Origin of the sequence: Streptomyces sp. NPDC042638, from assembly GCF_040647235.1 — a bacterium.
GTDB lineage: Bacteria > Actinomycetota > Actinomycetes > Streptomycetales > Streptomycetaceae > Streptomyces > Streptomyces rameus.
On record NZ_JBEZBT010000001.1, the window covers coordinates 196,234 to 221,075 of the forward strand.

General features: G+C 72.9%; 17 protein-coding genes and 1 tRNA gene. 9 read left to right on the forward strand and 9 right to left on the reverse strand.

The window, feature by feature from the left end; translation table 11 throughout:
* Positions 1-179 precede the first annotated feature (179 nt).
* The 3 genes from AB0B40_RS00895 to AB0B40_RS00905 form a co-directional block, all read right to left on the reverse strand.
* Complete coding sequence (locus AB0B40_RS00895) at positions 180-1,160, reverse strand: ribose-phosphate diphosphokinase (protein WP_345056247.1); 981 nt, start codon at positions 1,158-1,160, stop codon at positions 180-182.
* Positions 1,161-1,313: 153 nt separating this feature from the next.
* Positions 1,314-2,762, reverse strand: a complete 1,449-nt coding sequence (gene glmU / locus AB0B40_RS00900) for a bifunctional UDP-N-acetylglucosamine diphosphorylase/glucosamine-1-phosphate N-acetyltransferase GlmU (RefSeq protein WP_345056245.1) — start codon at positions 2,760-2,762, stop codon at positions 1,314-1,316.
* Positions 2,763-2,896: 134 nt separating this feature from the next.
* Positions 2,897-2,967: transfer RNA gene (locus AB0B40_RS00905), tRNA-Gln, on the reverse strand.
* Positions 2,968-3,268: 301 nt separating this feature from the next.
* On the opposite strand from AB0B40_RS00905, the gene AB0B40_RS00910 reads away from it, so the two are divergent.
* Positions 3,269-4,585: a histidine kinase gene (locus AB0B40_RS00910; RefSeq protein WP_345056243.1), complete on the forward strand. Its 1,317-nt coding sequence runs from the start codon at positions 3,269-3,271 to the stop codon at positions 4,583-4,585.
* A gap of 184 nt (positions 4,586-4,769) precedes the next feature.
* On the opposite strand, the gene AB0B40_RS00915 is transcribed toward AB0B40_RS00910, so the two are convergent.
* Both AB0B40_RS00915 and AB0B40_RS00920 read right to left on the reverse strand, forming a co-directional pair.
* A complete protein-coding gene (locus AB0B40_RS00915; protein ID WP_345056241.1) occupies positions 4,770-5,303 on the reverse strand; it encodes an SUKH-3 domain-containing protein in 534 nt (177 codons plus the stop codon).
* Between the two features lie 115 nt (positions 5,304-5,418).
* Positions 5,419-5,934 carry a YwqJ-related putative deaminase gene (locus tag AB0B40_RS00920; protein ID WP_345056239.1) on the reverse strand — a complete coding sequence of 172 codons (516 nt, stop codon included), beginning with the start codon at positions 5,932-5,934 and terminating at the stop codon, positions 5,419-5,421.
* 340 nt (positions 5,935-6,274) lie between these two features.
* Here AB0B40_RS00920 and AB0B40_RS00925 point away from each other — a divergent pair, with 340 nt between their 5' ends.
* The 3 genes from AB0B40_RS00925 (at position 6,275) to AB0B40_RS00935 (ending at position 11,630) form a co-directional block, all read left to right on the forward strand.
* Positions 6,275-7,315: an SMI1/KNR4 family protein gene (locus AB0B40_RS00925; RefSeq protein WP_345056237.1), complete on the forward strand. Its 1,041-nt coding sequence runs from the start codon at positions 6,275-6,277 to the stop codon at positions 7,313-7,315.
* A gap of 10 nt (positions 7,316-7,325) precedes the next feature.
* A complete protein-coding gene (locus tag AB0B40_RS00930) occupies positions 7,326-10,406 on the forward strand; it encodes an SUKH-4 family immunity protein (RefSeq protein ID WP_362261838.1) in 3,081 nt (1,026 codons plus the stop codon).
* A 336-nt stretch (positions 10,407-10,742) separates the two neighbouring features.
* The gene (locus AB0B40_RS00935; protein WP_345052999.1) at positions 10,743-11,630 is read left to right on the forward strand and encodes a cellulose-binding protein; all 888 of its coding nucleotides are present in this window, start codon (positions 10,743-10,745) and stop codon (positions 11,628-11,630) included.
* A 90-nt stretch (positions 11,631-11,720) separates the two neighbouring features.
* Here AB0B40_RS00935 and AB0B40_RS00940 read toward each other — a convergent pair whose 3' ends face one another.
* Complete coding sequence (locus tag AB0B40_RS00940) at positions 11,721-13,217, reverse strand: MFS transporter (RefSeq protein ID WP_345052996.1); 1,497 nt, start codon at positions 13,215-13,217, stop codon at positions 11,721-11,723.
* Positions 13,218-13,661: 444 nt separating this feature from the next.
* Here AB0B40_RS00940 and AB0B40_RS00945 point away from each other — a divergent pair, with 444 nt between their 5' ends.
* The 4 genes from AB0B40_RS00945 (at position 13,662) to AB0B40_RS00960 (ending at position 21,288) form a co-directional block, all read left to right on the forward strand.
* Positions 13,662-14,450: an ABC transporter ATP-binding protein gene (locus AB0B40_RS00945; protein WP_345052994.1), complete on the forward strand. Its 789-nt coding sequence runs from the start codon at positions 13,662-13,664 to the stop codon at positions 14,448-14,450.
* Positions 14,447-17,029 carry an FtsX-like permease family protein gene (locus AB0B40_RS00950; protein WP_362261842.1) on the forward strand — a complete coding sequence of 861 codons (2,583 nt, stop codon included), beginning with the start codon at positions 14,447-14,449 and terminating at the stop codon, positions 17,027-17,029. Before AB0B40_RS00945 ends, AB0B40_RS00950 begins: the two co-directional genes overlap by 4 nt.
* Before the next feature lie 228 nt (positions 17,030-17,257).
* A complete protein-coding gene (gene mfd / locus AB0B40_RS00955) occupies positions 17,258-20,788 on the forward strand; it encodes a transcription-repair coupling factor (protein WP_345052988.1) in 3,531 nt (1,176 codons plus the stop codon).
* A 143-nt stretch (positions 20,789-20,931) separates the two neighbouring features.
* Positions 20,932-21,288 (forward strand): MerR family transcriptional regulator, encoded by a 357-nt coding sequence (locus tag AB0B40_RS00960; protein WP_362261846.1) that lies wholly within the window; start codon positions 20,932-20,934, stop codon positions 21,286-21,288.
* A 60-nt stretch (positions 21,289-21,348) separates the two neighbouring features.
* Here the strand turns inward: AB0B40_RS00960 and AB0B40_RS00965 are convergent, their stop codons facing one another.
* The gene (locus AB0B40_RS00965) at positions 21,349-22,110 is read right to left on the reverse strand and encodes an SDR family oxidoreductase (protein WP_362261848.1); all 762 of its coding nucleotides are present in this window, start codon (positions 22,108-22,110) and stop codon (positions 21,349-21,351) included.
* 199 nt (positions 22,111-22,309) lie between these two features.
* Here AB0B40_RS00965 and AB0B40_RS00970 point away from each other — a divergent pair, with 199 nt between their 5' ends.
* Positions 22,310-23,026, forward strand: coding sequence for an HNH endonuclease family protein (locus AB0B40_RS00970; protein ID WP_345052980.1), 717 nt, complete (start codon positions 22,310-22,312; stop codon positions 23,024-23,026).
* Between the two features lie 154 nt (positions 23,027-23,180).
* On the opposite strand, the gene AB0B40_RS00975 is transcribed toward AB0B40_RS00970, so the two are convergent.
* Both AB0B40_RS00975 and AB0B40_RS00980 read right to left on the reverse strand, forming a co-directional pair.
* A complete protein-coding gene (locus tag AB0B40_RS00975) occupies positions 23,181-23,936 on the reverse strand; it encodes a hypothetical protein (protein ID WP_345052978.1) in 756 nt (251 codons plus the stop codon).
* A gap of 287 nt (positions 23,937-24,223) precedes the next feature.
* Complete coding sequence (locus AB0B40_RS00980; protein ID WP_362261852.1) at positions 24,224-24,655, reverse strand: hypothetical protein; 432 nt, start codon at positions 24,653-24,655, stop codon at positions 24,224-24,226.
* Positions 24,656-24,842 lie beyond the last annotated feature (187 nt).

The following is a 24,842-nucleotide window of genomic DNA, read 5'->3' on the forward strand; positions in this document are numbered from 1 at the left end:
ACGTGGTCACCCGGCCACGAACGGCCTGCTACGAAGAGCGCGTCGATAACGGACAGCCGCATCCCGTCTTCCAACGGAGTACGGCCTCCCTCGCCGAGCAACTGCAGCAGTCTACTCGGCAGGGGAGGCCGTACCCAAAAGGATCTTCAGCTAGCCCGCACAGCGGACCAGCGGAAACCTCACTGCTCGTCGAAGAGGCTGGTCACCGAGCCGTCCTCGAACACCTCACGCACCGCACTCGCGATCGTCGGAGCGATCGACAGCACCGTGATCTTGTCCAGGTCCCGGCCCAGCTCCGCCGGCGTCGGCAGCGTGTTCGTGAACACGAACTCACTCACCCGCGAGTTCTTCAGCCGGTCCGCCGCCGGACCCGACAGCACACCGTGCGTCGCCGTCACGATGACGTCCTCCGCACCGTGCGCGAACAGCGCGTCAGCGGCGGCACAGATCGTCCCACCGGTGTCGATCATGTCGTCGACGAGGACACACACCCGGCCCTTGACCTCACCCACGACCTCGTGGACGGTCACCTGGTTCGCCACGTCCTTGTCACGCCGCTTGTGCACGATCGCCAGCGGCGCACCGAGCCGGTCGCACCACCGGTCCGCCACCCGCACCCGGCCCGCGTCCGGCGACACCACCGTCAGCTTCGCCCGGTCCACCTTGCGGCCCACGTAGTCCGCCAGCAGCGGCAACGCGAACAGATGATCCACCGGACCGTCGAAGAAGCCCTGGATCTGGTCCGTGTGCAGATCCACCGTCAGGATCCGGTCCGCACCCGCCGTCTTCATCATGTCCGCGATCAGACGCGCCGAGATCGGTTCACGACCCCGGTGCTTCTTGTCCTGCCGCGCGTAACCGTAGAACGGCACGATCACCGTGATGGAACGAGCCGACGCACGCTTCAGCGCGTCGATCATGATCAGCTGCTCCATGATCCACTTGTTGATCGGAGCCGTGTGGCTCTGGATCAGGAAGCAGTCCGCACCACGAGCCGACTCCTGGTAACGGACGTAGATCTCACCGTTCGCGAAGTCGAAGGCCTTCGTCGGGACGACCCCGACACCCAGCTGCTGGGCGACCTCCTCGGCAAGCTCGGGGTGGGCGCGGCCGGAGAAGAACATCAACTTCTTCTCGCCGGTCGTCTTGATCCCGGTCACAGCACAGTCTCCTCAGAGGTTGTCTCAGCCAGCCGGCTGCTCGGCGACCTCTCGGCTGGGCATGAGAGGCCATATCAGCTGGTAAGGGTGCGGGTGCACACGTGCGGATGTGCACTTATCACGGTACGCCGTGTTTGGCGCACCCGTTTCCGGTCAGTCCTCGCCGTCGCCCTGCCGGGACGCCGCTTCGGCCGCCTTCGCCGCCGCGCTCCCCGGACGCTTGCGGGCCACCCAGCCCTCGATATTCCGCTGCTGGCCACGGGCCACGGCCAGCGAACCGGGCGGCACATCCTTCGTGATCACGGACCCCGCGGCGGTGTACGCACCGTCCCCGACCGTGACAGGAGCCACAAACATGTTGTCCGAGCCCGTCTTGCAGTGCGACCCCACGGTGGTGTGGTGCTTGTTCTCACCGTCGTAGTTCACGAACACACTCGCCGCCCCGATGTTCGTGAAATCACCGATCGTCGCGTCACCCACGTACGACAGGTGCGGAACCTTCGTCCCCTCACCGATCGAGGAGTTCTTCGTCTCCACGTACGTACCGATCTTCGACTTCTCACCGAGCCGCGTACCGGGCCGCAGATACGCGTACGGCCCCACCGACGCCCCGGGCCCCACCGAAGCCCCCTCCGACACGGTGTTGTCCACCCGCGCCCCCGCGCCCACCCGGGTGTCCCGCAGCCGGCTGTTCGGACCCACCTCCGCACCCTCCCCGAGGTGTGTCGACCCCGTGAGCAGCGTGTTGGGGTGCACCAGCGCGTCCCGCTCGAAGGTGACCGTCACGTCCACCCACGTCGACGCCGGATCCACGACCGTCACACCGTCCAGCATCGCCCGCGTCAGCAGCCGGTCGTTCAGGATGCGCCGCGCCTCGGCGAGCTGCACCCGGTTGTTGATCCCGGCGATCTCCCGGTGGTCGCCGGCCACCGACGCGCCCACCCGGTGCCCGGCCTCCCGCAGGATCCCGAGCACGTCCGTGAGGTACTCCTCACCCTGGCTGTTGTCCGTCCGCACCTTCTTCAGCGCGTCCGCCAGCAGCTGCCCGTCGAAGGCGAACACCCCGCTGTTGATCTCACGGATCGACCGCTGGGCGTCGGAGGCGTCCTTGTGCTCCACGATCGCGGTGACGGCACCCGTCGCGTCGTCCCGCACGATCCGGCCGTAACCGGTCGCGTCCGGCACCTCGGCGGTGAGGACGGTCACGGCGTTGCCGTCCGCCTGGTGCGTCTCGGTGAGCCGCGCGAGGGTGTCGGCGGTCAGCAGGGGCGTGTCCCCGCAGACGACGACCACGGTCCCGTCCACGGCCCCGCCCAGCTCCTCCAGGCCCATGCGCACGGCGTGCCCGGTGCCGTTCTGCTGCGCCTGCACGGCCGTCCGGACGCCGGGATCGGCCTCGGCCAGGTGCGCGGTGACCTGCTCACGGGCGTGGCCCACGACGACGACCAGGTTCGCGGGGTCCAACTCGCGGGCTGCGGCCAGTACATGGCCGACCAGGGAACGGCCGCAGATGTCGTGCAGGACCTTCGGTGTCGCCGACTTCATACGGGTGCCCTCACCCGCTGCGAGAACGACGACGGCGGCCGGGCGGATGGCGCTCACGGGGTTGCCCTTCGGCTGTGATGGGTGGGGGTGACAGCCGCAGGATACCGGGGGGACTTCCGGGGGACATGAGTGCGGGCCCTGACGGTGGTGTTGACGGTCAGGGCCCGAATCTGGGTTTCGTGTGTCGTGGGCTCCCGGAGAAGGATTCGAACCCTCATTCAACGGACCAAAACCGTTTGTCCTGCCCTTAGACGATCCGGGATAGATTGCACGCCATGTCCGAATCTACTGATCGGCTTCGCGTGCGGCCTCCACTATGCCGTACCGAGACCCTTCGATGCGACGGTGCAAGTCGGCACCTTTCAGGACTTTGATCACGAGGCGGCCTAGTGGTCGTCGCCCATGGCCAAGTCCGGAATGGCCGCTTCCGGTGTCGAACGGGAAGGGTTCGCCAGTTCGAGGGATACCGGGTGGTTTCGAGGTCGTTCGGTTACCGAGTGTGGTGTGTGGAGGTAGGGGAAACTCACCGGAAAAGCCCCACCCGTCGCCCGTAGGCTGGAGGCATGACCACGACGGGGGAAGATCACGCCAGGGCTCTGACCGGCCCCTGGTGGTGGGCGAGGTGGCGCAGCGCGGTGCTCGACGGGGCCCTCGCGCTGGCGTCCGCCGTGGAGTGCGCCGCGGAGGGGATTCCGTTCGCCCGGGAGGCGGGGATCCCGGCGTCCGTGGGGATCGTGTTCGGGCTGGTCGCCGGCTCGGTGCTGCTGGTGCGCCGGAAGTGGCCGCTCGCCGTCGTACTGGTGGCGATCGCGATCACGCCCGCCGAGATGGGCTTCCTGATGGGCGTCGTCGGCCTGTACACGCTGGCGGCGTGCGAGCTGCCGCGGCGGGTCATCGGGTCGCTGGCGGGGATGTCGCTGCTGGGCACGGCGATCGTGACGTTCGTGCGGGTGCGGCAGGACATGGCGCGCGGGGACCTGACGCTCGGTGACTGGTTCGTGCCGTTCGCGGCGGTGACGACGGCGTTGGGCCTGACGGCTCCGCCGGTTCTGCTGGGTCTGTACGTGGGGGCGCGGCGGCGGTTGATGGAGAGCCTGCGGGAGCGGGCGGACTCCTTGGAGCGGGAGCTCCAGCTGCTCGCGGAGCGGGCGGAGGAGCGGGCCGAGTGGGCGCGCAACGAGGAGCGGACGCGGATCGCGCGGGAGATGCACGACGTGGTCGCGCATCGGGTGAGCCTGATGGTGGTGCATGCGGCGGCGTTGCAGGCGGTCGCGCGGAAGGACCCGGAGAAGGCGGTGAAGAACGCCGCGCTGGTGGGTGACATGGGCCGGCAGGCGTTGACGGAGCTGCGCGAGATGCTCGGTGTGCTGCGTGCGGGGGAGGGCGCGGGCCGGCGGTCTGCGGTGGTGCCGTTGGCGGCGGTCGGGGAGGCGGCCGCGGAGGCGGCGTCCCGGGTGGCGGCCGTGGAGGCGGGGGCGGCGGAGGGGCCGTGTCTGTCGGAGCTGGAGGAGTTGGTCGGGCAGTCGGCCGCCGCGGGGATGGTCGTGGACCTGTCGGTGGAGGGGGAGGTGCGGTCGTATGCGGCGGAGATCGAGCAGACGGCGTACCGGGTCGTGCAGGAGGCGTTGACGAACGTCCACAAGCACGCGGCGGGTGCGAAGACGCATGTGCGGCTGGCGCACCGGGTGTCGGAGATCGCGATGCAGGTGGAGAACGAGCCCCCGCCGGAGCCGGCGGCGGCGTTGGCGGCGGGGCTGCCGTCGGGTGGGAACGGCCTGGTGGGGATGCGGGAGCGCGTCGTGGCGCTGGGCGGTGTGTTCGTGTCGGGGCCGACGGAGGCGGGCGGGTTCCGGGTGTCGGCGGTGATTCCGTCGGCGTAGGGCGGCCTGCGGGCGGCGTCCGGTGCCGGGGTGTGTCCCGGCTCGGCGTGGTCGGGCGCTCGCTCGGTGCGCACAGTCTTCTGCGGTGCCCGCCCCGCGCGGGGCTTCCGCGGTGCCCGTCCCCTGCCTTTCCCTGTCCCTCTCCGTCCCTCTCCGCCGAGGGGCGCGGGGGCTTCCTCGGACGTCAGCCCGCGGTGAGGCGTACCGGTTGTATGCCGGTGATGAGGGTGGTCAGGGCGTGGTCGATGTCGGGGCCGGCGTACCAGTCGCCGGTGTGGTCGATGGTGTAGACGCGGCCTTCGGCGTCGATGGCGAGGAGTGCGGCGGTGTCGGTCTCCTCGCCGAGGGGGCACAGTTCGGTGCCGAGGGCGCGGCCGAGGTCGCCGAGGGTGCGGGCGAGGTGGAGGCCGTGCAGGGGGTCGATGTCGAGGGTGGCGGGGGCGATCTGGCGGCCGGGACCGGTGGGGGCGATGCGCAGGCCGCCGAATTCGGCCCAGGCTTCGACGGCGGCGGGGAACACGGTGTGCCGGTGTCCGGCGGGTGAGGTGTGTTCGCGCAGGGTGTCCGCCCAGATCTCGGCCTGCTTTATGTCCCAGCGTCCGGGTTGCCAGCCGGCGGCGCGCAGGGCGGCGTCGGCGGGTACGGGGAAGCGCGGTGGGGAGGCCCCCTGCACGGGCGGAGCCGGGTGCTTGGGGGTGGAGGCGCGGTCGGGGTGCATCTGCCCTTCGTTCGTCGTGCGCGTGCGGGTGTTCGCGTGGTGGCGGCGGTGGCGGTGGCGGCGATGGAGCGGTGGGTGATGGTGACGGCGGTGCCGTCGGGATGGACGGGCGTGGTCAGCCGTCGGTTGCGGCGGGGTCGACGATGCGGACGCCGAAGTGGGCGCTGAGGGCGGTGCAGGCGCGGCACGGGGCGGCGAAGCTGCCGTGCAGGGGGTCGCCGTCCTCGCGTATGCGGCGGGCGGTGAGTTTGGCGTGTTTGAGGGCTTTGCGGGCTTCGCCGTTGGTCATGGGCCTGCGGGCGGCGCGTCTGCTGCGGGCGGCGTCGGCGGTGGTGATGTGCCGCGAGATGAGGATGGTCTCGGCGCAGCGGCCGGTGAAGCGGTCGCGCTGGGTGCTGGTGAGGGTGTCGAGGAAGTCCTGGACGAGGGGGTGGAGGGCCGGGGGCTGGTCGCCGCGGGCGGCGGTGCCGGTCAGGGTGGCGCCGCGCACGGAGAGGGCGGCGGCGACGGTGGGCAGGATGCCGTCGCGCCGGTGCCGCAGGGGCGGGGCGGTGGGTGTGTCGGTGCCGCTCCAGTCGATGCGAGGGTCGCCGGCCCGCACGTCGGCACCTCCGGTCTGCAAGGTGTTCATGATCGTTTTTCCTCCCCGGGCATCCCCCCGAAGGACACAGGGTGCCAAATGCCGTGGCTGGTGGGGAAGCTGGGGCGCTGCGACACGCGGGTCCCGGGCGGGTCGTGACGGTGGGGTGACGGCGCGGTGACGGCCGGTCACGGAGAGCGGGGGAGGCTCCGGGGAGGTTCCGCGGCGCCCGTGGGCCGGCTCGTCGTCCCTGGCGCCGAAGGCGTGGGCGGGGGGATGCCGCGGGGGCGCGGTGGGCCGGTGACCGGGGTTCGCGCAGCGCATAGGCTGTCGGCATCCGCGATCGACACCGCCGTTCAGGCCAGAGAGAACGCCGCAGGGGGCAACCGCCATGACGACAGGTCGGCTCGGGCTGGGGGCACCGCCCAGCGGCCAGGCCGGGGGACGGGCCGCGCCGCCGAACGCGGCCTACGCCGGGCAGGTCGTGCATTTCCCGGATCCGGTCCGGGCGGCGCGTCACCCGAGAGGGGTACGGGTCGATGAGCGCGGTTACCCGGATTTCTCGCCGTACGCGCGCGTGGCGGTGGAGATCGCCGAACCGCCGGAGGGTTTCGGGGTCGACGAGCTGCGGCTGACGGACTACGTGTCGGCGAACGCGGCGCTGGCGGCGGCGGGACACGAGCTGTGGGACACGGTGGCGGACGTGGCGACGCCGCACGGCTGGACGTGGCATCACGCCCCGGGCACGCGGCGGCTGGAGCTGATTCCGGTCGAGGTGAAGGCGCTGTTGCGGCATCACGGCGGGGTGGCGACGGCGGCGGTGGACCACGCCAAGCGCGGTACGCGGCCGTTGCAGGAGTCGCGGCCGGCGCACTTCGGACTGCCGAAGTCGGGTGTGGCGGTGACGGAGGCGCAGGTGCAGGGGGTCGAGGAGGAGCTGGGCTTCCGGCTGCCCGGCGCCTACCGCTCGTTCCTGAAGGCGGCGGGCGGCTGTGCGCCCGTGGGCACGGCACTGGACGCCGAGCTGGGGCTGCTGCTGGACCAGCCGTTCTTCACGGTGCGGGATGAGGCCGCGGTCAATGACCTGGTGTACGTGAACAAGTGCCTGCGCGACCATCTGACGAAGGATTACCTCGGGGTGGGTTTCGTGCAGGGCGGCCTGGTCGCGGTGAAGGTGAAGGGCGAGCGGCTCGGCACGGTGTGGTTCTGCGCGTACGACGATGTGCGGGACGTGGATCCGTCGTGGTCGCCGGCGGAGCGGGTGGAGCGTCTGCTGCTGCCGTGCGGTGACGACTTCGACGCCTTCCTGTCCCGGCTGGCGGGCAGTCCGCCGGAGTTGGAGACGGTGGCCAATCTGATGGTGGACGGCGGTTTCGCCCGTGTCGTCCCGGTGTCTTCCGGCTCGGTGACCTCCGGCCCGGCAGGGGAGTGAGCTTCAGGCGATGGTGACCTACGCGCAGGCGCAGGAGCGCGCCGAGGAGTGGATCAACGGCGACGTCCCGGCCTACCAGCACCGTGAGGTGCGGGTGCGGGAGTTCGAGCTGGGGTTCGTGGTGTGGGGCGAGGACCGGGCGGAGGGCCCGCGTTCGGACGCGGGCGGCCAGCGGCTCGTCATCGCCCGGGACAGCGGGGAGGCGACGCTGTGGCCGGCTCTGCCGGTGGGTGAGGTGATCCGCCGGTACGAGGAGGAGTACGGCGGTGGCGGCCCGCGGGACGCCGTTCCGCCGCCCGCTCCCGCCCGCCTGGACCTCAACCAGACGTCGTTCCTGCTGACTCCTCCGGAGTGGCTGCAGGAGGCGGCGGACAAGCTGGGGCTGGCGGGCCGGCGGCCGGGGGACGCGGGAGGAGGCACGGCGGCGGACACGGCCGGCCCGGCTTCCGGCCCGGTTCCTGGTCCGGCTCCTGGTCCGGCTCCGGCTCCCGGGGTGGGTGCGGGTGCGGACGCGGGGGCGGTTTCCGACCGGGTGCCGGTTCCTGATGGTGCGTCGGCCGCGGGTGGCGGTGCGCCGGGGGCGCCTGCTCCGGCGGACGTGCCTCCGGCGGACGTGCCTCCGGGGGCCACGCCCTGGGCCGGTACCGACACGAACGCGGACACCGGTGAGGACGACCGTTCCGTGCCGCTGCCCGCGACGGTGTTCGCCCCGCCGCTGAGTGACGTGGACGACGCACCGCGGCCACCGGCGGTCGCGGCCGACGCGCCGACGGCGTTGATGTCGGGCGGGAGCCGGCTGCCGCCGACGGCGGTCTCGCCGGCGCTCGACGCGCAGGGCTTCCCGCCGGACGCGCAGGGCTCGCAGGGCGGTGTGGCCGGGGTGGCCGTTCCTCCCGGGGCGCCCGGCGCCGGCCAGGGCGGCGCGCCCATGCCGCCACCGGGCACGCCGTCGTACGCCCACCCGCACGTCGCGGCGGCCCCGGGCACGCCTCCGACGGGCGTGCCGCCCTACCCTCCGGCACACGCCGCTCCGCCCGCGCCCGCGCCCGCGTCCGTCCCGGCTCCCGGCGTACCGGGTGCTCCGCAGGGCAGCACGCCGCCGCCTCCGCCGCAGGATGCTCCGTACGGCTGTCCGCCGGGGCCCGGCGCCGCGCAGGGCGCCGCCGGCTACGGCTACCCGCAGACGCAGGGCGGGGCGCCGAACGCGGCGCAGCCCCCGGCGGGCCCGGATGCGCCCGCGCGGTCGCTCGCGCCCAACGCCGGGGACATCGCGGACGCCGCGACGAGCAAGGCGGCGCCGCCGCCGAAGAAGGCGCGCGGGGGAGTGGGTGCGCCGCCTCCGCCGCCGGGTGTCCCTGGTGCGCCGGGCGCGCGCCCGGGCAGCGCTCCGCCGCCGCCCGCGCCGGGTGCGTCCGCGGGCGGGTACGTACCGACGCAGCTGGTGTCGGCGCTGGGGTCCGAGGGTCCCGAGGGTCAGGGCGGCGCGGGCGCGCCGGCCGCTGCGCTGGGTGCGGACGGGGCACGGACCCCGGGCCCGCCGAACGCTCCGGGCGCCCCCGGCCGCCCCGCCGCGCCGCCGAACCCTCCGGGTGTTCCGGGCGGTGCGGGCGGTACGGGCCACGTGCATCAGGCGGCCACGGTGCTCGCGGATCCCGGTCGGCTGGGCGCAGGCACCCCGCAGCCTCCGCATGCCCCTGGTGTCCCGGGCATGCCGAACCCGCCCGGCGCTCCCGGTGCTCCGGGCATGCCCCCGGCGCCGGGTGCCCCGCAGCCGCCCGACGCCCCTGGCGCCCCTGGCGCCCCTGGCATGTCCGGCGCCCCGCAGCCCCCGAACGTCCCCGGTGCCCCCGGCGCTCCGGGTGGCGTCGGTGGTGGTCGTGGTGCCGTGCACCACGCCGAGACCGTGCTGTCCGCTCCGCCGGTGGCCGGTCCGGGCGCGCCTCCGCCGCCCCCCGCCCCCGGCGCGCTCGGCATGCCGGGCGCCCCGGGCATGCCCCCGGGTGTGCCGGGCGTCCCGCCGCCGATGCCGCCCGGTGCGATGCCGCCCGGTGCGATGCCGCCGCCGGGTGCGCCGGCGCCGGGGCAGGGTCCGGCGTACGGGTATCCGCAGCACGGGCAGCCGACGGTCGGCCCGGGTTATCAGGCCGTGCTGCGCTACCGCGCGCAGGACGGCTCCGAGCAGCAGCTGATCCGGCGTTCGGCGCCGGGGACGCCGCACCCGGAGTGGCAGATCTTCCACGAGCTGCGGGCCATGGGTGTGCCGCCGGACCAGGTGCTGGAGCTGCACACCGAGCTGGAGTCGTGCGAGCTGCCGGGTGCCTACTGTGCGCGGATGATCCGTGAGCAGTGGCCGCAGGCGCGGATCGCGAGCATCGCGCCGTACGGCACGGATCACGCGAGCCGGCAGCAGGGCATGCACCAGTTGCTGGCGCACCAGGGCGAGTTGCACCAGGTGGCGGACGGTCCGGCGCGGCCGGCGCCGGTGCGGGCGCCGCTGCCGCCGGTGCAGGCCGTGCCGCCGGTGCCGCCGGAGGGGATCGCCCAGGAGCTGGCCGCGGCGTTCGGGCCGGGCGTCTTCCGGTTCGAGCAGCAGGCGGTGTCCCGGCAGGGTGTGCCGCCGATCGTGGCGCACACGCTGGTCGTGGCCGGACTGCCGTTGGACATGGGTCCGTTCTTCTGGGCGCAGGCACAGCCGGGCCGCCCGGTGCCGACGCTGGCGGAGCTGGCGGCGGAGCGCGGGGTGCAGCCGGCGGCGGACGCGGGCTCGTACCTCGTCATGGGTACCGACTTCGGCAAGGCGATCTGTGTGCAGTACGGGACGGCGAACATCGTGGCCGTGCCGGTGGAGGCGGGGCCGGGCGGTGCGCCGGTGCCGCCGCAGTTCGTGAACTCCGGGCTGCCGGAGTTCGCGCGGTGCATGGCGCTGCTGGGCCGGATGTGGCGGCTGCGGTTCGGGCTGAACCAGGAGCAGGCGGGCCGTTGGACCGTCGACTTCCAGGCGCAGTTGGCCGCCCTGGACCCGGCGGCGCTCGGTTCGCCGGAGAGCTGGTGGTCGGTGCTGCTGGAGCAGATGTGGGACGGCCTGCTGTAGCGAACCACCGTGCGCACTGCTGTGGCGCACCGCCGGCCGCCGGGCGGCCGAGCCTTCGGGCCCTCCACGCGCGCGTGGAGGGCCCGACGCGTTCCGCGATGAGACGACGGGGTGCGCGCGGGTACGCCTCCGGCGGGTGGCCGGAGTCCGGAGCGGCGCCGTCACTCTTGCGGAGGCTGTGTCGCAGGTCCCCGCGACCGCCGCGCCGACCGTCAACTGCGACGTTGGGACCGTGACGCGGCTGCGGAGTGTCGCGTTATGAACGTTTATGCCGATCCATCAAGATATGCGCGAAATCATTCTGTCGTGTATGTCCGGTGGAGAGGAGTCCCCAGGGTGAGCAGCGCATCGATGCCGCCGCACGGCTTCGTGACCGTCCGGGGGCGCGGCTACCGTCCCGACGAGGTCGAGGCATATCTGGAGGCGCTGTCCGACGACCGGGACGCCGCCTGGGAGCGTGCCGCCCGGCTGACCGTGCTCGCCAAGGACATGGAGGCGGAGGCCGGGCGGTTGCGCGAAGCGGTCGCGGAGCTCGCCCCGCAGACGTACGAGGCGCTCGGGGAGGGCGCGCGGCGGCTCTTCCAGTCGGCGCGGGAGGAGGCGGCTGACCTCCTGGAACGCACACGGAGTGCGGCCCGCCAGCAGGTCGCGCAGGCCGAGGCGGGCGCCGAGCGGGTACGCCAGGAGGCGCGCGAAGCGGCGGACGCGCTGCGCGCGGAGGCCGACGAGTGCGCCTGCCGGCGGCTTCTCGCGGCCCGGGCCGAGGCCGACGACATCCGCATCGCGGCCCGGCGCGGAGTGAAGGCGGGGCGCGGAGAGGCGCTCGCCGCGGTCCGCGAGGCCCGCGAGTGCACCGCCGGCATGCTCGCCGAGCAGTCCCGGGAGTACGCCGAGCGCTGGGCCGCGGCCGAACGCGAGGAGGCCGAGCGGGCCGCCGCGTTGGACGCCCGGCACGCCGAACGGGCGAGCCGGGCCGAGGCCGCGGTGGCCGAGGCCGAACGGGCCCTCGCGGAGGCCGGGGAGGCCGCCCGCCGCTCCCAGGAGGAGGCACACGCGCGTGCCGCCGAGATCGTCGCCGACGCGCGCGTGCGCGCGGAGCACATCGCCCGGGAGACGGAACGGGTGCTGCGCGAGCACGGGGACACCTGGGACGTCGTCCAGGAGCACATGGACTCCGTGCGCGACAGCCTCATCTCACTGACCGGCCGCGTGGCCATGGAGTAGCGCGGCAGCCGCGGCCGGGCACCCCGGGCGCCGGCCGGGGCCGGCACCGCTGCCGGCCGGGTTCGCGCGGGGCGGCGGTCCCGGGGCCGCTCACTCCTGGAGTACCGGGAACCGCCGGGGCGCCACCACCAGCAGCACCACGAACGCCAGCGCCGCCGCGCCCGCCGCCCCCAGGTAGACCGCGTGCACCGCCGAGGCGATCGCGCGCCGGGTCGCCTCGGGGGCCGTACCGGCGTCCAGCGCGCGCGTGACGGAGTCCAGGTCGCCCGCCCCGCCCAGCCGCGCGGCGAGCACCCCGTTGGCGACGGCGCCGAACAGGGACGCGCCGAGGGTCTGGCCGGTCTGCCGGCAGAACAGGACCGAGGCGGTCGTGGTGCCCCGCTCCGACCAGCCCACGGTCGACTGCACGCCGACGATCAGCGGCAGCTGGAACAGGCCCAGCGCCCCGCCCAGCAGCAGCATGAGCAGCGTCGGCTGCCACCAGGAGCCGGGATACGGCAGGAAGGGGAACGCGCACAGGATCAGCGACGCCAGGCCGATGCCGGACAGCGCGGTGTCCCTGAAGCCGATCCGCCGGTAGAGGTGCTGGCTGAACGCGGCGGACACCGGCCAGCTGAGCGTCCACACCGACAGCACGAACCCGGCGGACACCGGCGCGAGTCCGAGTACCGACTGCGCGTACGTCGGCAGGAACACCGAAGGCGCCACCATCAGCAGTCCGAGCGCGCCGAGCGCCAGATTGACGGCGGCGATCGTCCGGCGCCGCCACACCCACCCCGGGATGATCGGCTCGGCCGTCCGCCGCTCCACCGCCACCACCACGCCGGCCAGGGCGAGGCCCGTGCCGAAGAGGGCCAGCGACGGCGCCGACAGCCACGGCCAGGCGACGCCGCCCTGCACCAGCGCGGTCAGCAGCACGCCGCCGCACGCGAACACCGCGAGCGCCCCGGCCCAGTCCACGCGCGCGCGGGGCGCCCTCTCCCGCACGGGTTCGTGGAGATGACGGATGATCAGCCACAGGGCGGCGACGCCGATCGGCAGGTTGATCAGGAAGATCCAGCGCCAGTCGGCGTAGCTGGCGAGGACCCCGCCGAGCCCCGGGCCGGCGACCGCCGAGACCGCCCACACCGTCGACAGCTTGGACTGGATCTTCGGACGCTCCGCCAGCGGGTACAGATCGGCGGCCAGCGTCTGCACGGTGCCCTGCAACGCGCCGCCGCCCAGGCCCTGCACGATCCGGAACGCGATCAGCGCCGCCATGTTCCAGGCCGCCGCGCACAGCAGCGAACCGAGCAGGAACACCACCGCGCCCGCCACCAGCACCGGCTTGCGCCCGAAGGTGTCGGACAGCTTGCCGTACACGGGCAGCGTGACGGTGACGGCGAGCAGATAGCCGGAGAACAGCCACGAGAAGACGGAGAACCCGCCGAGGTCGCCGACGATCTGCGGTACGGCCGTGGAGACGACGGTGGAGTCCAGCGCCGCCAGTGCCATCGACAGCATCAGTGCGGCGACCACCGCTCCCCGCCCCCCGGTGCCCTGCCGCCGGGCGGCGCCGCCACGTGTCGCCGGTGTCGTACTCCCCACCGCACACCCCTCCCCCGGTCCCTGCCGGACGCTGCCCGGTGCCCCCTGCACCCATCCCCCGGACGACAGCTTCCCACGGTGGTCCCGGCCCGGCCCTGAGGTGACGAAAGGGTGGAGCCCCCGCGCACCGACGGGTGGAGGCGACCCCTGAAAAAGGGTCCACCCGGCGGTGGAACACCCCTAGGGGTACCTCCGTACCGCGGCTCGGGGACGGTTCGTCCCGGCGGAGGACGAGACCGCCCGGGGCTGCTCCTTAACCTGGCTTTACGCCGCTGGGGGGTGGCGGACCGCACCGGCGGCAGGGGGGTTTCCCCCCGGAGAAGACGGGGCTTCGCACCAGCGCGCGGCGCCCCGGCCGGACGCGAGACTCATCGGCGTACCCGAGACGACGTCCCGGAACACCGGGCAGCACATCGACTTGCCGACCGACATAGGAGACATACCGTGACATCGGCTGTGACCATTCCCAGGCACGGGGGCACTGGAGGGCGTACGGCCGTTGCCGCGCGAGCCCGGCAGGTCGTGAAGGCGTACGGGTCCGGCGAGACCCGTGTCGTCGCCCTGGACCACGTCGACGTGGACATCGCCCGCGGCCAGTTCACCGCGATCATGGGCCCCTCGGGGTCCGGCAAGTCCACGCTGATGCACTGCCTCGCCGGACTCGACACCGTGACGAGCGGCCGGATCCACCTGGACGAGACCGAGATCACCGGCCTGAAGGACAAGAAGCTCACCCAGCTGCGCCGGGACCGGATCGGCTTCATCTTCCAGGCGTTCAACCTGCTGCCCACGCTGAACGCGCTCGAGAACATCACGCTGCCCATGGACATCGCCGGCCGCAAGCCGGACCGGGCCTGGCTGGACCGGGTCGTGGAGACCGTCGGGCTCGCCGGCCGCCTCAGGCACCGGCCGACACAGCTCTCCGGAGGCCAGCAGCAGCGCGTCGCCGTGGCCCGCGCGCTCGCCGCCCGCCCGGAGATCATCTTCGGCGACGAGCCGACCGGAAACCTCGACTCGCGCGCGGGAGCGGAGGTGCTGGGCTTCCTGCGCCGCTCGGTGGACGAGCTCGGCCAGACCATCGTCATGGTCACCCACGACCCCGTGGCCGCCTCCTACGCCGACCGCGTCCTCTACCTCGCCGACGGCCGGATCGTCGACGAGATGTACCAGCCGACGGCGGAGCAGGTCCTGGACCGCATGAAGGACTTCGACGCCCGGGGGCGTACGTCATGACCGTCCTGAAGACCTCGCTGCGCAACTTCTTCGCCCACAAGGGGCGGATGGCGCTGTCGGCGACGGCGGTGCTGCTGTCGGTGGCGTTCGTGTGCGGCACGCTGGTGTTCACCGACACCATGAACACCACCTTCGACAAGCTGTTCCAGGCGACCTCCTCGGACGTGACGGTCAGCGCCCAGGGCTCCTCCGACACCGGCGAGACCACCTCCCGCACCGGCAGACCGCCGGTCGTCCCCGCCTCCGTCCTCGGCCAGGTCCGCAGCGCCGAGGGCGTGAAGTCGGCCGAGGGCACGGTGTTCTCCACCTCGGTGACCGTCGTCGACGCCGACAAGGACAAGCTGTCCCCCAGCAGCGGCGCGCCCACCATCGTCGGCAGCTGGAACCACAACGACGCCCGCACCATGGAGATCACCTCCGGTGCGGCGCCCCGGGGCCCGGACCAGGTGATGGTCGACGCCGACACCGCCGGCAAGCACCACCTGAAGCTCGGTGACGAGATCGGCGTGATCACGGCCGTCGGCACGCACCACGCGCGCGTGTCCGGCATCGCCGCCTTCAAGGTCACCAACCCCGGCGCGGCGATCTTCTACCTGGACACCAGGACCGCCCAGCAGACCCTGGTGGGCCGGACCGGCGTCTACACCAACGTCAACGTCACCGCCGCCACGGGCGTGACCGACGAGCGGCTGAAGCGGAACGTGACCGCCGAACTCGGCCACGGCTACAAGGTGCAGACCGCCAAGGAGGTCGCCGACGCCAACCAGAAGGACCTCCAGGGCATCCTGGACGTCATGAAGTACGCGATGCTCGGCTTCGCCGGTATCGCCTTCCTGGTCGGCATCTTCCTGATCGTCAACACCTTCTCCATGCTGGTCGCCCAGCGCACCCGCGAGATCGGCCTGATGCGCGCCATCGGCTCATCCCGCAAGCAGATCAACCGGTCCGTGCTGATCGAGGCGCTGCTTCTCGGCGTGCTCGGCTCCGTCCTCGGCGTCGGCGCTGGGGTCGGCATCGCGGTCGGCCTGATGAAGCTCATGGGCCAGGTGGGCATGCACCTGTCCACCAGCGATCTGACCGTCGCCTGGACCACGCCCGCCCTCGGCCTGCTCCTCGGCGTCGTCGTCACCGTCCTCGCCGCCTACCTGCCCGCACGGCGCGCCGGCAAGATCTCCCCGATGGCCGCGCTGCGCGAGGCGGGCGCCCCGGCCGACGCCCGGGCCGGTGCCGTCCGCGCCGTCATCGGCGTGCTCCTCACCGCCGGCGGCGGCTGGAGCCTGCGTCTCGCCGCCACCGCCGACCAGGCCAAGACCGGCTCGGGCTGGCTGGGCCTGGGCGTGGTGCTCACCCTGCTCGGCTTCGTCGTCATCGGCCCGCTGCTCGCCGGCGGCCTGGTCCGCGTCCTCGGCGCGCTCATCCTGCGGATCTTCGGACCCGTCGGCCGGATGGCCGAACGCAACGCCCTGCGCAACCCGCGCCGCACCGGCGCCACCGGCGCCGCCCTGATGATCGGCCTGGCCCTGGTGGCCTGCCTGTCGGTGGTCGGCTCGTCCATGGTGGCCTCCGCCACCGACCAGCTGGACAAGACGGTGGGCACGGACTTCATCATCCAGGACGACAACGGCAAGGAGGTCGTCCCGCAGGCGGTCGAGGCGATCAAGAAGACGCCGGGCCTGAAGCGGGTCACCGAGTACAAGGTCCTGGACGCGACCCTGACCACCCCGGACGGCCGCACCACCGAGAAGGAGACGATCAACGCGGCCGACCCGACCTACGCACAGGACGTGCGCACCAAGACCGTGGCCGGCAGCCTCGCCGACGCCTACCGGCCGGACTCGATGTCCGTCTTCGAGGGCTTCGCCGACAAGCACGGCATCAAGCTCGGCTCCAAGGTCACCGTCCATTTCCGGGGCGGCCGCACCGCCGGGCTGACCGTCCGCGCGATCACCAGCGACGAGGCCGTCATCGACAAGGGCGCGATGTACGCCTCCATCACCACCGTGGCCAGGTACGTGCCGGCCGACCGGATGCCCCTCGACGTCCTGGTCTTCGCCACCGCCCGGGACGGGCAGGAGGCCGCCGCCTACACGTCGCTCAAGGCCGCGCTGCACGACGACTTCCCGCAGTACACCGTGCGCGACCAGACCGACTACAGGCAGGAGCTGAAGGACCAGATCGGCCAGCTGCTGAACATGATCTACGGTCTGCTGGCGCTCGCGATCATCGTCGCGGTCCTCGGTGTGGTGAACACCCTGGCGCTGTCCGTGGTCGAGCGGACCCGGGAGATCGGTCTCATGCGGGCCATCGGCCTCTCCCGCCGCCAGCTGCGCCGCATGATCCGCCTGGAGTCCGTGGTGATCGCCGTCTTCGGCGCCCTGCTGGGTCTCGGCCTCGGCATGGGCTGGGGCGCGACCGCACAGAAGCTCCTCGCCCTGGAGGGCCTGAAGATTCTGGAGATCCCCTGGCCGACGATCACCGGGGTCTTCGTCGGCTCGGCCTTCGTGGGCCTGTTCGCCGCGCTGGTCCCGGCGTTCCGGGCGGCCCGGATGAACGTGCTGAACGCCATCGCCACCGACTAGCCGCCGGCGGTCCGAAGGCCACCGCACACGAGGGTTGCGGGGGAAGGGCCCGGTGCCGGGAAGTCCTGGAGGACTTCCCGGCACCGGGCCTCCCGGCGTGCGGGGGTCGCCCCGGGCGTTGTCCACAGGCCCCGACGCAACGGCCGCCCGCGTCGTAGGCTGGACACCCCCCGGCTGCTCCCCGCGTCGGGTTCTTCGCGTTGCCCACCCCGGACGGAAAAAGCCCTCATGAGCCTGCACGGTCTGCTCGACGCCGTCGTCAAGGACCCCGCCCTCGCGGAAGCGATCGCGGCGGCAGCGGACGGCAACCGCCCGCACGTCGATCTCGTCGGCCCCCCGGCGGCCCGCCCCTTCGCCGTCGCCGCCCTGGCCCGCGAGGCCGGCCGGCCCGTGCTGGCGGTCACGGCCACGGGCCGGGAGGCCGAGGACCTGGCCGCCGCCCTGCGCACCCTGCTGCCCGAAGAGGGCGTCGTGGAGTACCCCTCCTGGGAGACCCTCCCGCACGAGCGGCTCAGCCCGCGCAGCGACACCGTGGGCCGCCGCCTCGCCGTGCTGCGGCGCCTGGCCCACCCCCGCCCGGACGACCCCGAGACCGGCCCCGTCTCCGTCGTCGTCGCCCCCGTGCGCTCCGTGCTCCAGCCGCAGGTCAAAGGCCTCGGCGACCTGGAACCGGTGGCCCTGAGGACCGGCCAGACCGCCGATCTGAACGACATCGTCGAAGCCCTCGCGGCCGCCGCCTACGCGCGCGTGGAGCTCGTCGAGAAGCGCGGCGAGTTCGCCGTGCGCGGCGGCATCCTGGACGTGTTCCCGCCCACCGAGGAACACCCCCTGCGCATCGAGTTCTGGGGCGACGACGTCGAGGAGATCCGCTACTTCAAGGTCGCCGACCAGCGCTCACTCGAAGTCGCCGAGCACGGGCTGTGGGCACCCCCGTGCCGCGAGCTGCTGCTCACCGACGACGTCCGCGCCCGCGCGCGTGCCCTCGCCGAGGACCACCCCGAGCTGGGCGAACTGCTCGGCAGGATCGCCGAGGGCATCGCCGTGGAGGGCATGGAGTCCCTGGCCCCCGTCCTGGTGGACGACATGGAGCTGCTGCTCGACGTGCTGCCCGAGGGCGCGATGACCCTCGTCTGCGACCCCGAGCGGGTCCGCACGCGCGCCGCCGACCTCGTGGCGACCTCGCAGGAGTTCCTCCAGGCGTCCTGGGCGGCCACCGCCGGCGGCGGCGAGGCCCCCATCGACGTCGGCGCCGCCTCCCTGTGGTCCCTCGCCGACATCCGTGACCGCGCGCGCGAGCTGGACATGATGTGGTGGTCGGTGTCGCCGTTCGCCGCCGATCTCGAACTCGAGGCCGACACCCTCAAGCTCGGCATGCACGCACCCGAGACCTACCGCGGCGACACCGCGCGGGCCCTCGCCGACACCAAGGGCTGGCTCGCCGACGGCTGGCGCACGGTGTTCGTCACCGAGGGCCACGGCCCGGCCGCGCGCACGGTGGAGGTGCTCGGCGGCGAGGGCATCGCCGCCCGCCTGGACGCCGACCTCGCCGAGCTGAGCCCCTCGGTGGTGCACGTCTCCTGCGGCTCGATCGAGTACGGCTTCGTGGACCCGGCCCTCAAGCTCGCCGTGCTCACCGAGACCGACCTGTCCGGCCAGCGCACCGCGAGCCGCGACGGCGCCCGCATGCCGGCCCGCCGCCGCAAGACCATCGACCCGCTCACCCTGGAGCCGGGCGACTACATCGTCCACGAACAGCACGGCGTCGGCCGCTACATCGAGATGGTGCAGCGCACCGTCCAGGGCGCCACCCGCGAGTACCTGGTCGTCGAGTACGCCCCCGCCAAGCGCGGCCAGCCCGGCGACCGGCTGTACATCCCGACCGACCAGCTGGAGCAGATCACCAAGTACGTCGGCGGCGAGGCACCCACCCTGCACCGCCTCGGCGGCGCGGACTGGACGAAGACCAAGGCGCGCGCGAAGAAGGCCGTCAAGGAGATCGCCGCCGACCTGATCAAGCTGTACAGCGCGCGCATGGCCGCCCCCGGCCACGCCTTCGGCGCCGACACCCCCTGGCAGCGCGAGCTGGAGGACGCCTTCCCCTACGCCGAGACCCCGGACCAGCTCACCACCATCGCCGAGGTCAAGGAGGACATGGAGAAGACGGTCCCGATGGACCGGCTGGTCTGCGGCGACGTCGGCTACGGCAAGACCGAGATCGCCGTACGGGCCGCCTTCAAGGCCGTACAGGACGGCAAGCAGGTCGCCGTCCTCGTACCCACGACCCTGCTGGTGCAGCAGCACTTCGGGACGTTCTCCGAGCGGTACGCGCAGTTCCCGGTGAACGTGAAGGCCCTCTCCCGCTTCCAGACCGACACCGAGGCCAAGGCCGTCCTGGAGGGCCTGAAGGAAGGCTCGGTGGACGTCGTCATCGGCACCCACCGCCTGTTCTCCTCCGAGACCAGGTTCAAGGACCTCGGCCTGGTCATCGTCGACGAGGAGCAGCGCTTCGGCGTCGAGCACAAGGAACAGCTGAAGAAGCTGCGCGCGAACGTGGACGTGCTCACCATGTCGGCCACGCCCATCCCGCGCACCCTGGAGATGGCGGTCACCGGCATCCGCGAGATGTCCACCATCACCACGCCCCCGGAGGAGCGCCACCCGGTGCTCACCTTCGTCGGGCCGTACGAGGAGCGGCAGATCGGCGCGGCCATCCGCCGCGAACTGCTGCGCGAGGGCCAGGTCTTCTACATCCACAACCGCGTCGAGTCCATCGACCGCGCGGCGGCGAAGCTGCGGGAGATCGTCCCCGAGGCGCGCATCGCCACCGCCCACGGCCAGATGTCGGAGACCGCGCTGGAGCAGGTGGTCGTCGACTTCTGGGAGAAGAAGTTCGACGTGCTGGTGTCGACCACGATCGTGGAGTCCGGCATCGACATCTCCAACGCCAACACGCTGATCGTGGAGCGCGGCGACACCTTCGGCCTGTCCCAGCTGCACCAGCTGCGCGGCCGGGTCGGCCGAGGCCGGGAGCGCGGTTACTCCTACTTCCTGTACCCGCCGGAGAAGCCGCTGACGGAGACCGCGCACGAGCGGTTGGCCACCATCGCCCAGCACACCGAGATGGGCGCGGGCATGTACGTCGCGATGAAGGACCTGGAGATCCGCGGTGCCGGCAACCTGCTCGGCGGCGAGCAGTCCGGGCACATCGCCGGCGTCGGCTTCGACCTGTACGTCCGCATGGTCGGCGAGGCGGTCGCCGACTACCGGCGCCAGCTGGAGACCGGCGAGATCGAGGAGGAGCAGCCGCTCGAGGTCAAGATCGAGCTGCCCGTCGACGCGCACGTCCCGCACGACTACGCCCCCGGTGAGCGGCTGCGCCTGCAGGCCTACCGGGCCATCGCCTCCGCCAACAGCGAGGAGGACATCAAGGCCGTCCGCGAGGAACTCACCGACCGCTACGGCAAGCTGCCCGAGCCGGTGGAGAACCTGCTGCTGGTGGCCGGGCTGCGGATGTTCGCGCGCGCGTGCGGCGTCGGCGAGATCGTGCTGCAGGGCACCAACATCCGCTTCGCGCCGGTGGAGCTGCGCGAGTCCCAGGAGCTGCGGCTCAAGCGGCTCTACCCGGGTACGGTCATCAAGCCCGCCGCGCACCAGCTGCTGGTCCCGCGCCCGAAGACCGCGAAGGTGGGTGGCAGGCCCCTGGTCGGCCGCGAACTGCTGGCCTGGGTCGGCGAGTTCCTCACCTCGATCCTGAGCTAGCGGTCGTGCGACGGGGGACGGGAACGGCGGCGGGGACGTCGGCGGACGCGGCGGGGACGTCGGCGGACGCGGCGGGGACGGCGACGGGGACGTCGGCGGACGCGGCGCCGAGCACAGGAACCGGCAGGGGAGCGGGGGCGCGCGTGCGGATCGGTGAGCTGGCCGAGGCGACCGGGACGACACCGCGCGCCCTGCGCCACTACGAGCAGCAGGGCCTGATCACCTCCGCGCGCGCCGCCAACGGCTACCGCGAGTACGACGCCCGTACCGCGGTCCGGGTCCGCAACATCCGCCGGCTGCTGGAGGCGGGACTGACCCTGGACGACGCCCGCGCGTTCCTGGCCTGCCTGGACGGCGACGTCACCGCCGGCCCCGCCTCCGCCCGCGGGCTGAAGGTCGCCCGGGACCGGCTGGCCGTGCTCGACGCCCGTATCGCGTCCCAGGCGGCGGTACGGGACCGGCTGGCGGCGGCGCTGCGGGAGGCGGGCGAGACCGTCTGACGGCGATCCCCGACGAGGCTCCCGGCGGTGGCGCCGGGTGTCCCCGGGAAGGCCCATCGGTCAGGCGACGACCGCGCCGCCGTCCACGGGCAGCACCACGCCCGTCACGAACGACGCCTCCGGGGAGGCGAGCCGCGTGATGGCCCAGGCGACCTCCTCGGGACGGCCGACCCGGCCGAGCGGGGTGTGCTCGAGCTGCCACCGGCGCAGGGCGGCGCGCTGTCCGGGGGTGAACCCGGCGTGCTCGACGATCGGTGTCTCGATCGCGCCCGGGGCCACGGCGACCACCCGTATGCCGTGCGGCGCCAGTTCCACCGCCCAGCTGCGGGTCAGCACCTCCAGGGCCGCCTTGCCCGCCGCGTACAGGGAGTTGCCGGGCCAGGCCCGCCCCTCCACCGATGTCGTCACGTTCACCACGACACCCCGGCTCTCCTCCAGCGCGGGCAGCGCGGCCTGGGTGAGCAGCACGGGCGCGAGGAGGTTGGTGTCCAGCAGCGGCCGTACCGACGCGCGCGTGTAGCCGCGCAGCGAGTCGGCGGTGACGACGGCCGCGTTGTTGACGAGCACGTCGATCCGGCCGTACCGCTCCAGCGTGGCCCGTACGACGGCCCCGGGCCCCTCCTCGGCGGTCAGGTCGGCGGGCACGGGCGTGATCCCGGGGTGCCCTTCGGCGGTCTCGGCCAGGGGCGCGGCCCGGCGGCCGACGGCGACGACCCGGGCACCCTCGGCGGCGAACGCGCGGGCCGTGGCCCGGCCGATACCGGTACCGGCGCCGGTCACGAGGACGGTACGGGGCCCCTCGGGGCGGTTGTTCTCACTCATGCCGGAAGGGTCGGACCCTGACGCCGGCGGCAAGGTCAAGTCCCGGCACCACGTCACCTGCCACAAGTTCCGCCCGGAATATCGGTGATTCACCCTATAACGCCCCATCTGATGGGCGGCCCGGGAAAGTTACCGTGGGGGGTGGGAACGATCCGCCCCTGACCGGGAGGCGGACCAGGTCGAACAAGGGGGGCGCACCGTGACGCTTCTGAAGGGCGGGACGGTCACCGCCGTCGCCGTGCTGGTCACCGTGACCGGCTGCACGGCCGAGCAGACCGGGGGAGCCCTCGGACCGGAGAAGACCGGACACGGGGGAGCCGCCGCCACCGCGGCCGGTTCACTGACCGTCAAGGGGCGGGCGCCCAAGACCGGTTACTCCCGGGCCCGGTTCGGCACCGCCTGGGCGGACACCGACTCCAACTCCTGCGACACCCGCGACGACATACTCAAACGCGACCTCAAGGAAGTGAAGTTCACCGGCGGCACCTGCAAGGTCTCCTACGGCCTGCTGGAACCCGACCCCTACTCCGGCAAGGAGATCACCTACCGGCGGGGCCGCAGCCAGGTCGACATCGACCACGTCGTCGCCCTCTCCGACGCCTGGCAGAAGGGCGCCAAGTACTGGGACCCCGGCAAGCGCATAGCCCTGGCCAACGACCCGCTCAACCTCGTCGCGGTCGACGCGAGCACCAACCGCGGCAAGGGAGACGGGGACGCGGCCACCTGGCTCCCGCCCAACAAGGCCTACCGGTGCCCTTATGTCGCCGCCCAGGTCGCGGTCAAGAAGAAGTACGGCCTGTGGGTCACCGCCGCGGAGCAGGCGGCCATGAAGAAGGTCCTCGCCACCTGCCCGAAGCAGAAGCTCCCCACCGGCGGCAACCCGACCGAGGCACCCGCGCGCTTCCGGGCTCGCTGACCCGGCCGGTTCACTCACCCGCCGAAGACCTGCGCCGCGGCACCCGCCCGGACACCGTCAGCGCCCGAACGCCAAGCACCGCGAACCGCACACCCCGATGGCCGAGTACCCGCTGTGACCCCGCGCCGGGCCCCGGCCGGGCCCCCGCCCGGCGTCAGCCGCCCAGCGCGTCCAGGTCGATGGTCTTCCCCGCGGGCTTCCGTGCGGGAACCGGCCGGCCGTAGTCGGTGAAGGTCAGGTGCACCGGCTCCTTGGCGCCGGGCTGACTGTCGACCCGCAGCAGGTACGGCGTGCCCCCGGTCGCCACATACGCGGTGTAGCGGTCCTTGCCGTCCTTCTCGTGCAGGGCGATCGCGGGCGTGCCGCCGACCCGTGTGGTCTTGCCGCGGGTGGCCGCGGAGTCGCCGTCCTTCACGTCGCCGAGCACCGAGTCCAGGTCGCAGAAGCTCGCGATGTCCTTGGCGTCCTGGCCCTTCACGGACATCCTGGTCCACTTCCCGGCCAGCATCGCCACGGCCGCGTCGGTGTCGGCCTTCGACTCGCCCTGGCTCTGGGCCCGCAGGAACGCCTCGTCGTACTTCATGTAGACGGTGCTTCCGGTCCTGATCAGATCGGCCTTGCCCGCACCGCCCATGCTCATCGTGCCGGCGCACTCGCCCTTGCGGTTCAGTGCCATGTCGAGATCAATGACGCCCTTGCTCTCGTCGTCGGCGACCTGGCCCTTCAGCCTCAGGGACGAGGCGGTCGTCGTGGCCTTCAACGCGCGTTCGGCGATCTCGCCACCGCTCAGTCCGGCGAACGGACCCTTCGGTGTGCTGTCGGCCTTGCCCGGCCCCGGCAGGCAGCCGGTGGTGAGCCCCGCGGTGGCTGCGGCGGCGAGGCAGAGGGCGGCAAGTGAGGTGCGACGCATGGTGGTTCCTTGGTGAGAGATGTGTCTGGCGAGCCGGGGGAGCCGGTCGGCTCCCCCGGGGGGCGTGGTGGCGCGTGCTGGAGTGGCGGTGCTGAGCTGCGGGGGAGGAGCGAGAGCGGTGGGGTGCCGGAGTGCCGGAGTGCCGGAGACCGGAGTGCCGGAGGGCGAGCGGCGCGGAGTGGCGTGGGGCGGCGTGGGGTGGCGTGGGGCGCGGCAGTGCGGGGCCGGCGCGGGATCGGCGCGGTGTCGGCGCGGGATCGGTTCCGCGCCGGGGATGACCGGACGGGTCAGGCCTTCTTCCAGTCGCCGCAGCCGGTCGTCCTGAAGTAGCCGTCCGAGGGGCTGATGGTGACGACGGCCGTGCCGGTGACGTGGTTGCCGGCGATGACCGGCTCCAGCCCGTGGCCGGCGTTCCTCGTGCGCTCCCAGGAGCAGGAGCCCCCTGCGTTGCCGGTCGACCGGTAGGTGCCCGGCGCGATGTCCGTACCGACCTTGAACGTGCCTCCGTCGCCGTCCATCGAGGAGGCGGGCGAGGCAGGCGAGGTGGGCGGCCCGGACGTGCGGCCGAGCGGCGCGGAAGACGCCTTGCCGCTGCCAGTGCCACTGCCGCTGCCGCTGGAGCCGCTGTCCTTGTGCTCGCCGCCGGCGTTCGCGGACACGGTACCGATGATGGCGATCCCCACGACGGCCCCGAGCGTGAGCCTGGCCTTCATGCCCATGGCGAAACCCTCCCCGAATGCGGCGGCCTCCCCCTCCGGTGACCGCTTGTTCGCGGGGTCAATGAGAGCAGAGCCTGTGAACCGAGTCAACACGATTCACGGAGTCGGAGTTGTACACGCCCGTGAATCCATGGCTCTTGTGTACGCCGGTATGCTCGGTGCACACACGGGACGAGGGGAGCGACGC

Bases quoted from the DNA above. Each gene is read 5' to 3' on its own strand.
- AB0B40_RS00910 (WP_345056243.1), top strand. From the start codon at position 3,269: ATGACCACGACGGGGGAAGATCACGCCAGGGCTCTGACCGGCCCCTGG.
- AB0B40_RS00915 (WP_345056241.1), bottom strand. From the start codon at position 5,303: ATGCACCCCGACCGCGCCTCCACCCCCAAGCACCCGGCTCCGCCCGTG.
- AB0B40_RS00920 (WP_345056239.1), bottom strand. From the start codon at position 5,934: ATGAACACCTTGCAGACCGGAGGTGCCGACGTGCGGGCCGGCGACCCT.
- AB0B40_RS00925 (WP_345056237.1), top strand. From the start codon at position 6,275: ATGACGACAGGTCGGCTCGGGCTGGGGGCACCGCCCAGCGGCCAGGCC.
- AB0B40_RS00930 (WP_362261838.1), top strand. From the start codon at position 7,326: ATGGTGACCTACGCGCAGGCGCAGGAGCGCGCCGAGGAGTGGATCAAC.
- AB0B40_RS00950 (WP_362261842.1), top strand. From the start codon at position 14,447: ATGACCGTCCTGAAGACCTCGCTGCGCAACTTCTTCGCCCACAAGGGG.
- mfd (WP_345052988.1), top strand. From the start codon at position 17,258: ATGAGCCTGCACGGTCTGCTCGACGCCGTCGTCAAGGACCCCGCCCTC.
- AB0B40_RS00965 (WP_362261848.1), bottom strand. From the start codon at position 22,110: ATGAGTGAGAACAACCGCCCCGAGGGGCCCCGTACCGTCCTCGTGACC.
- AB0B40_RS00975 (WP_345052978.1), bottom strand. From the start codon at position 23,936: ATGCGTCGCACCTCACTTGCCGCCCTCTGCCTCGCCGCCGCAGCCACC.
- AB0B40_RS00980 (WP_362261852.1), bottom strand. From the start codon at position 24,655: ATGGGCATGAAGGCCAGGCTCACGCTCGGGGCCGTCGTGGGGATCGCC.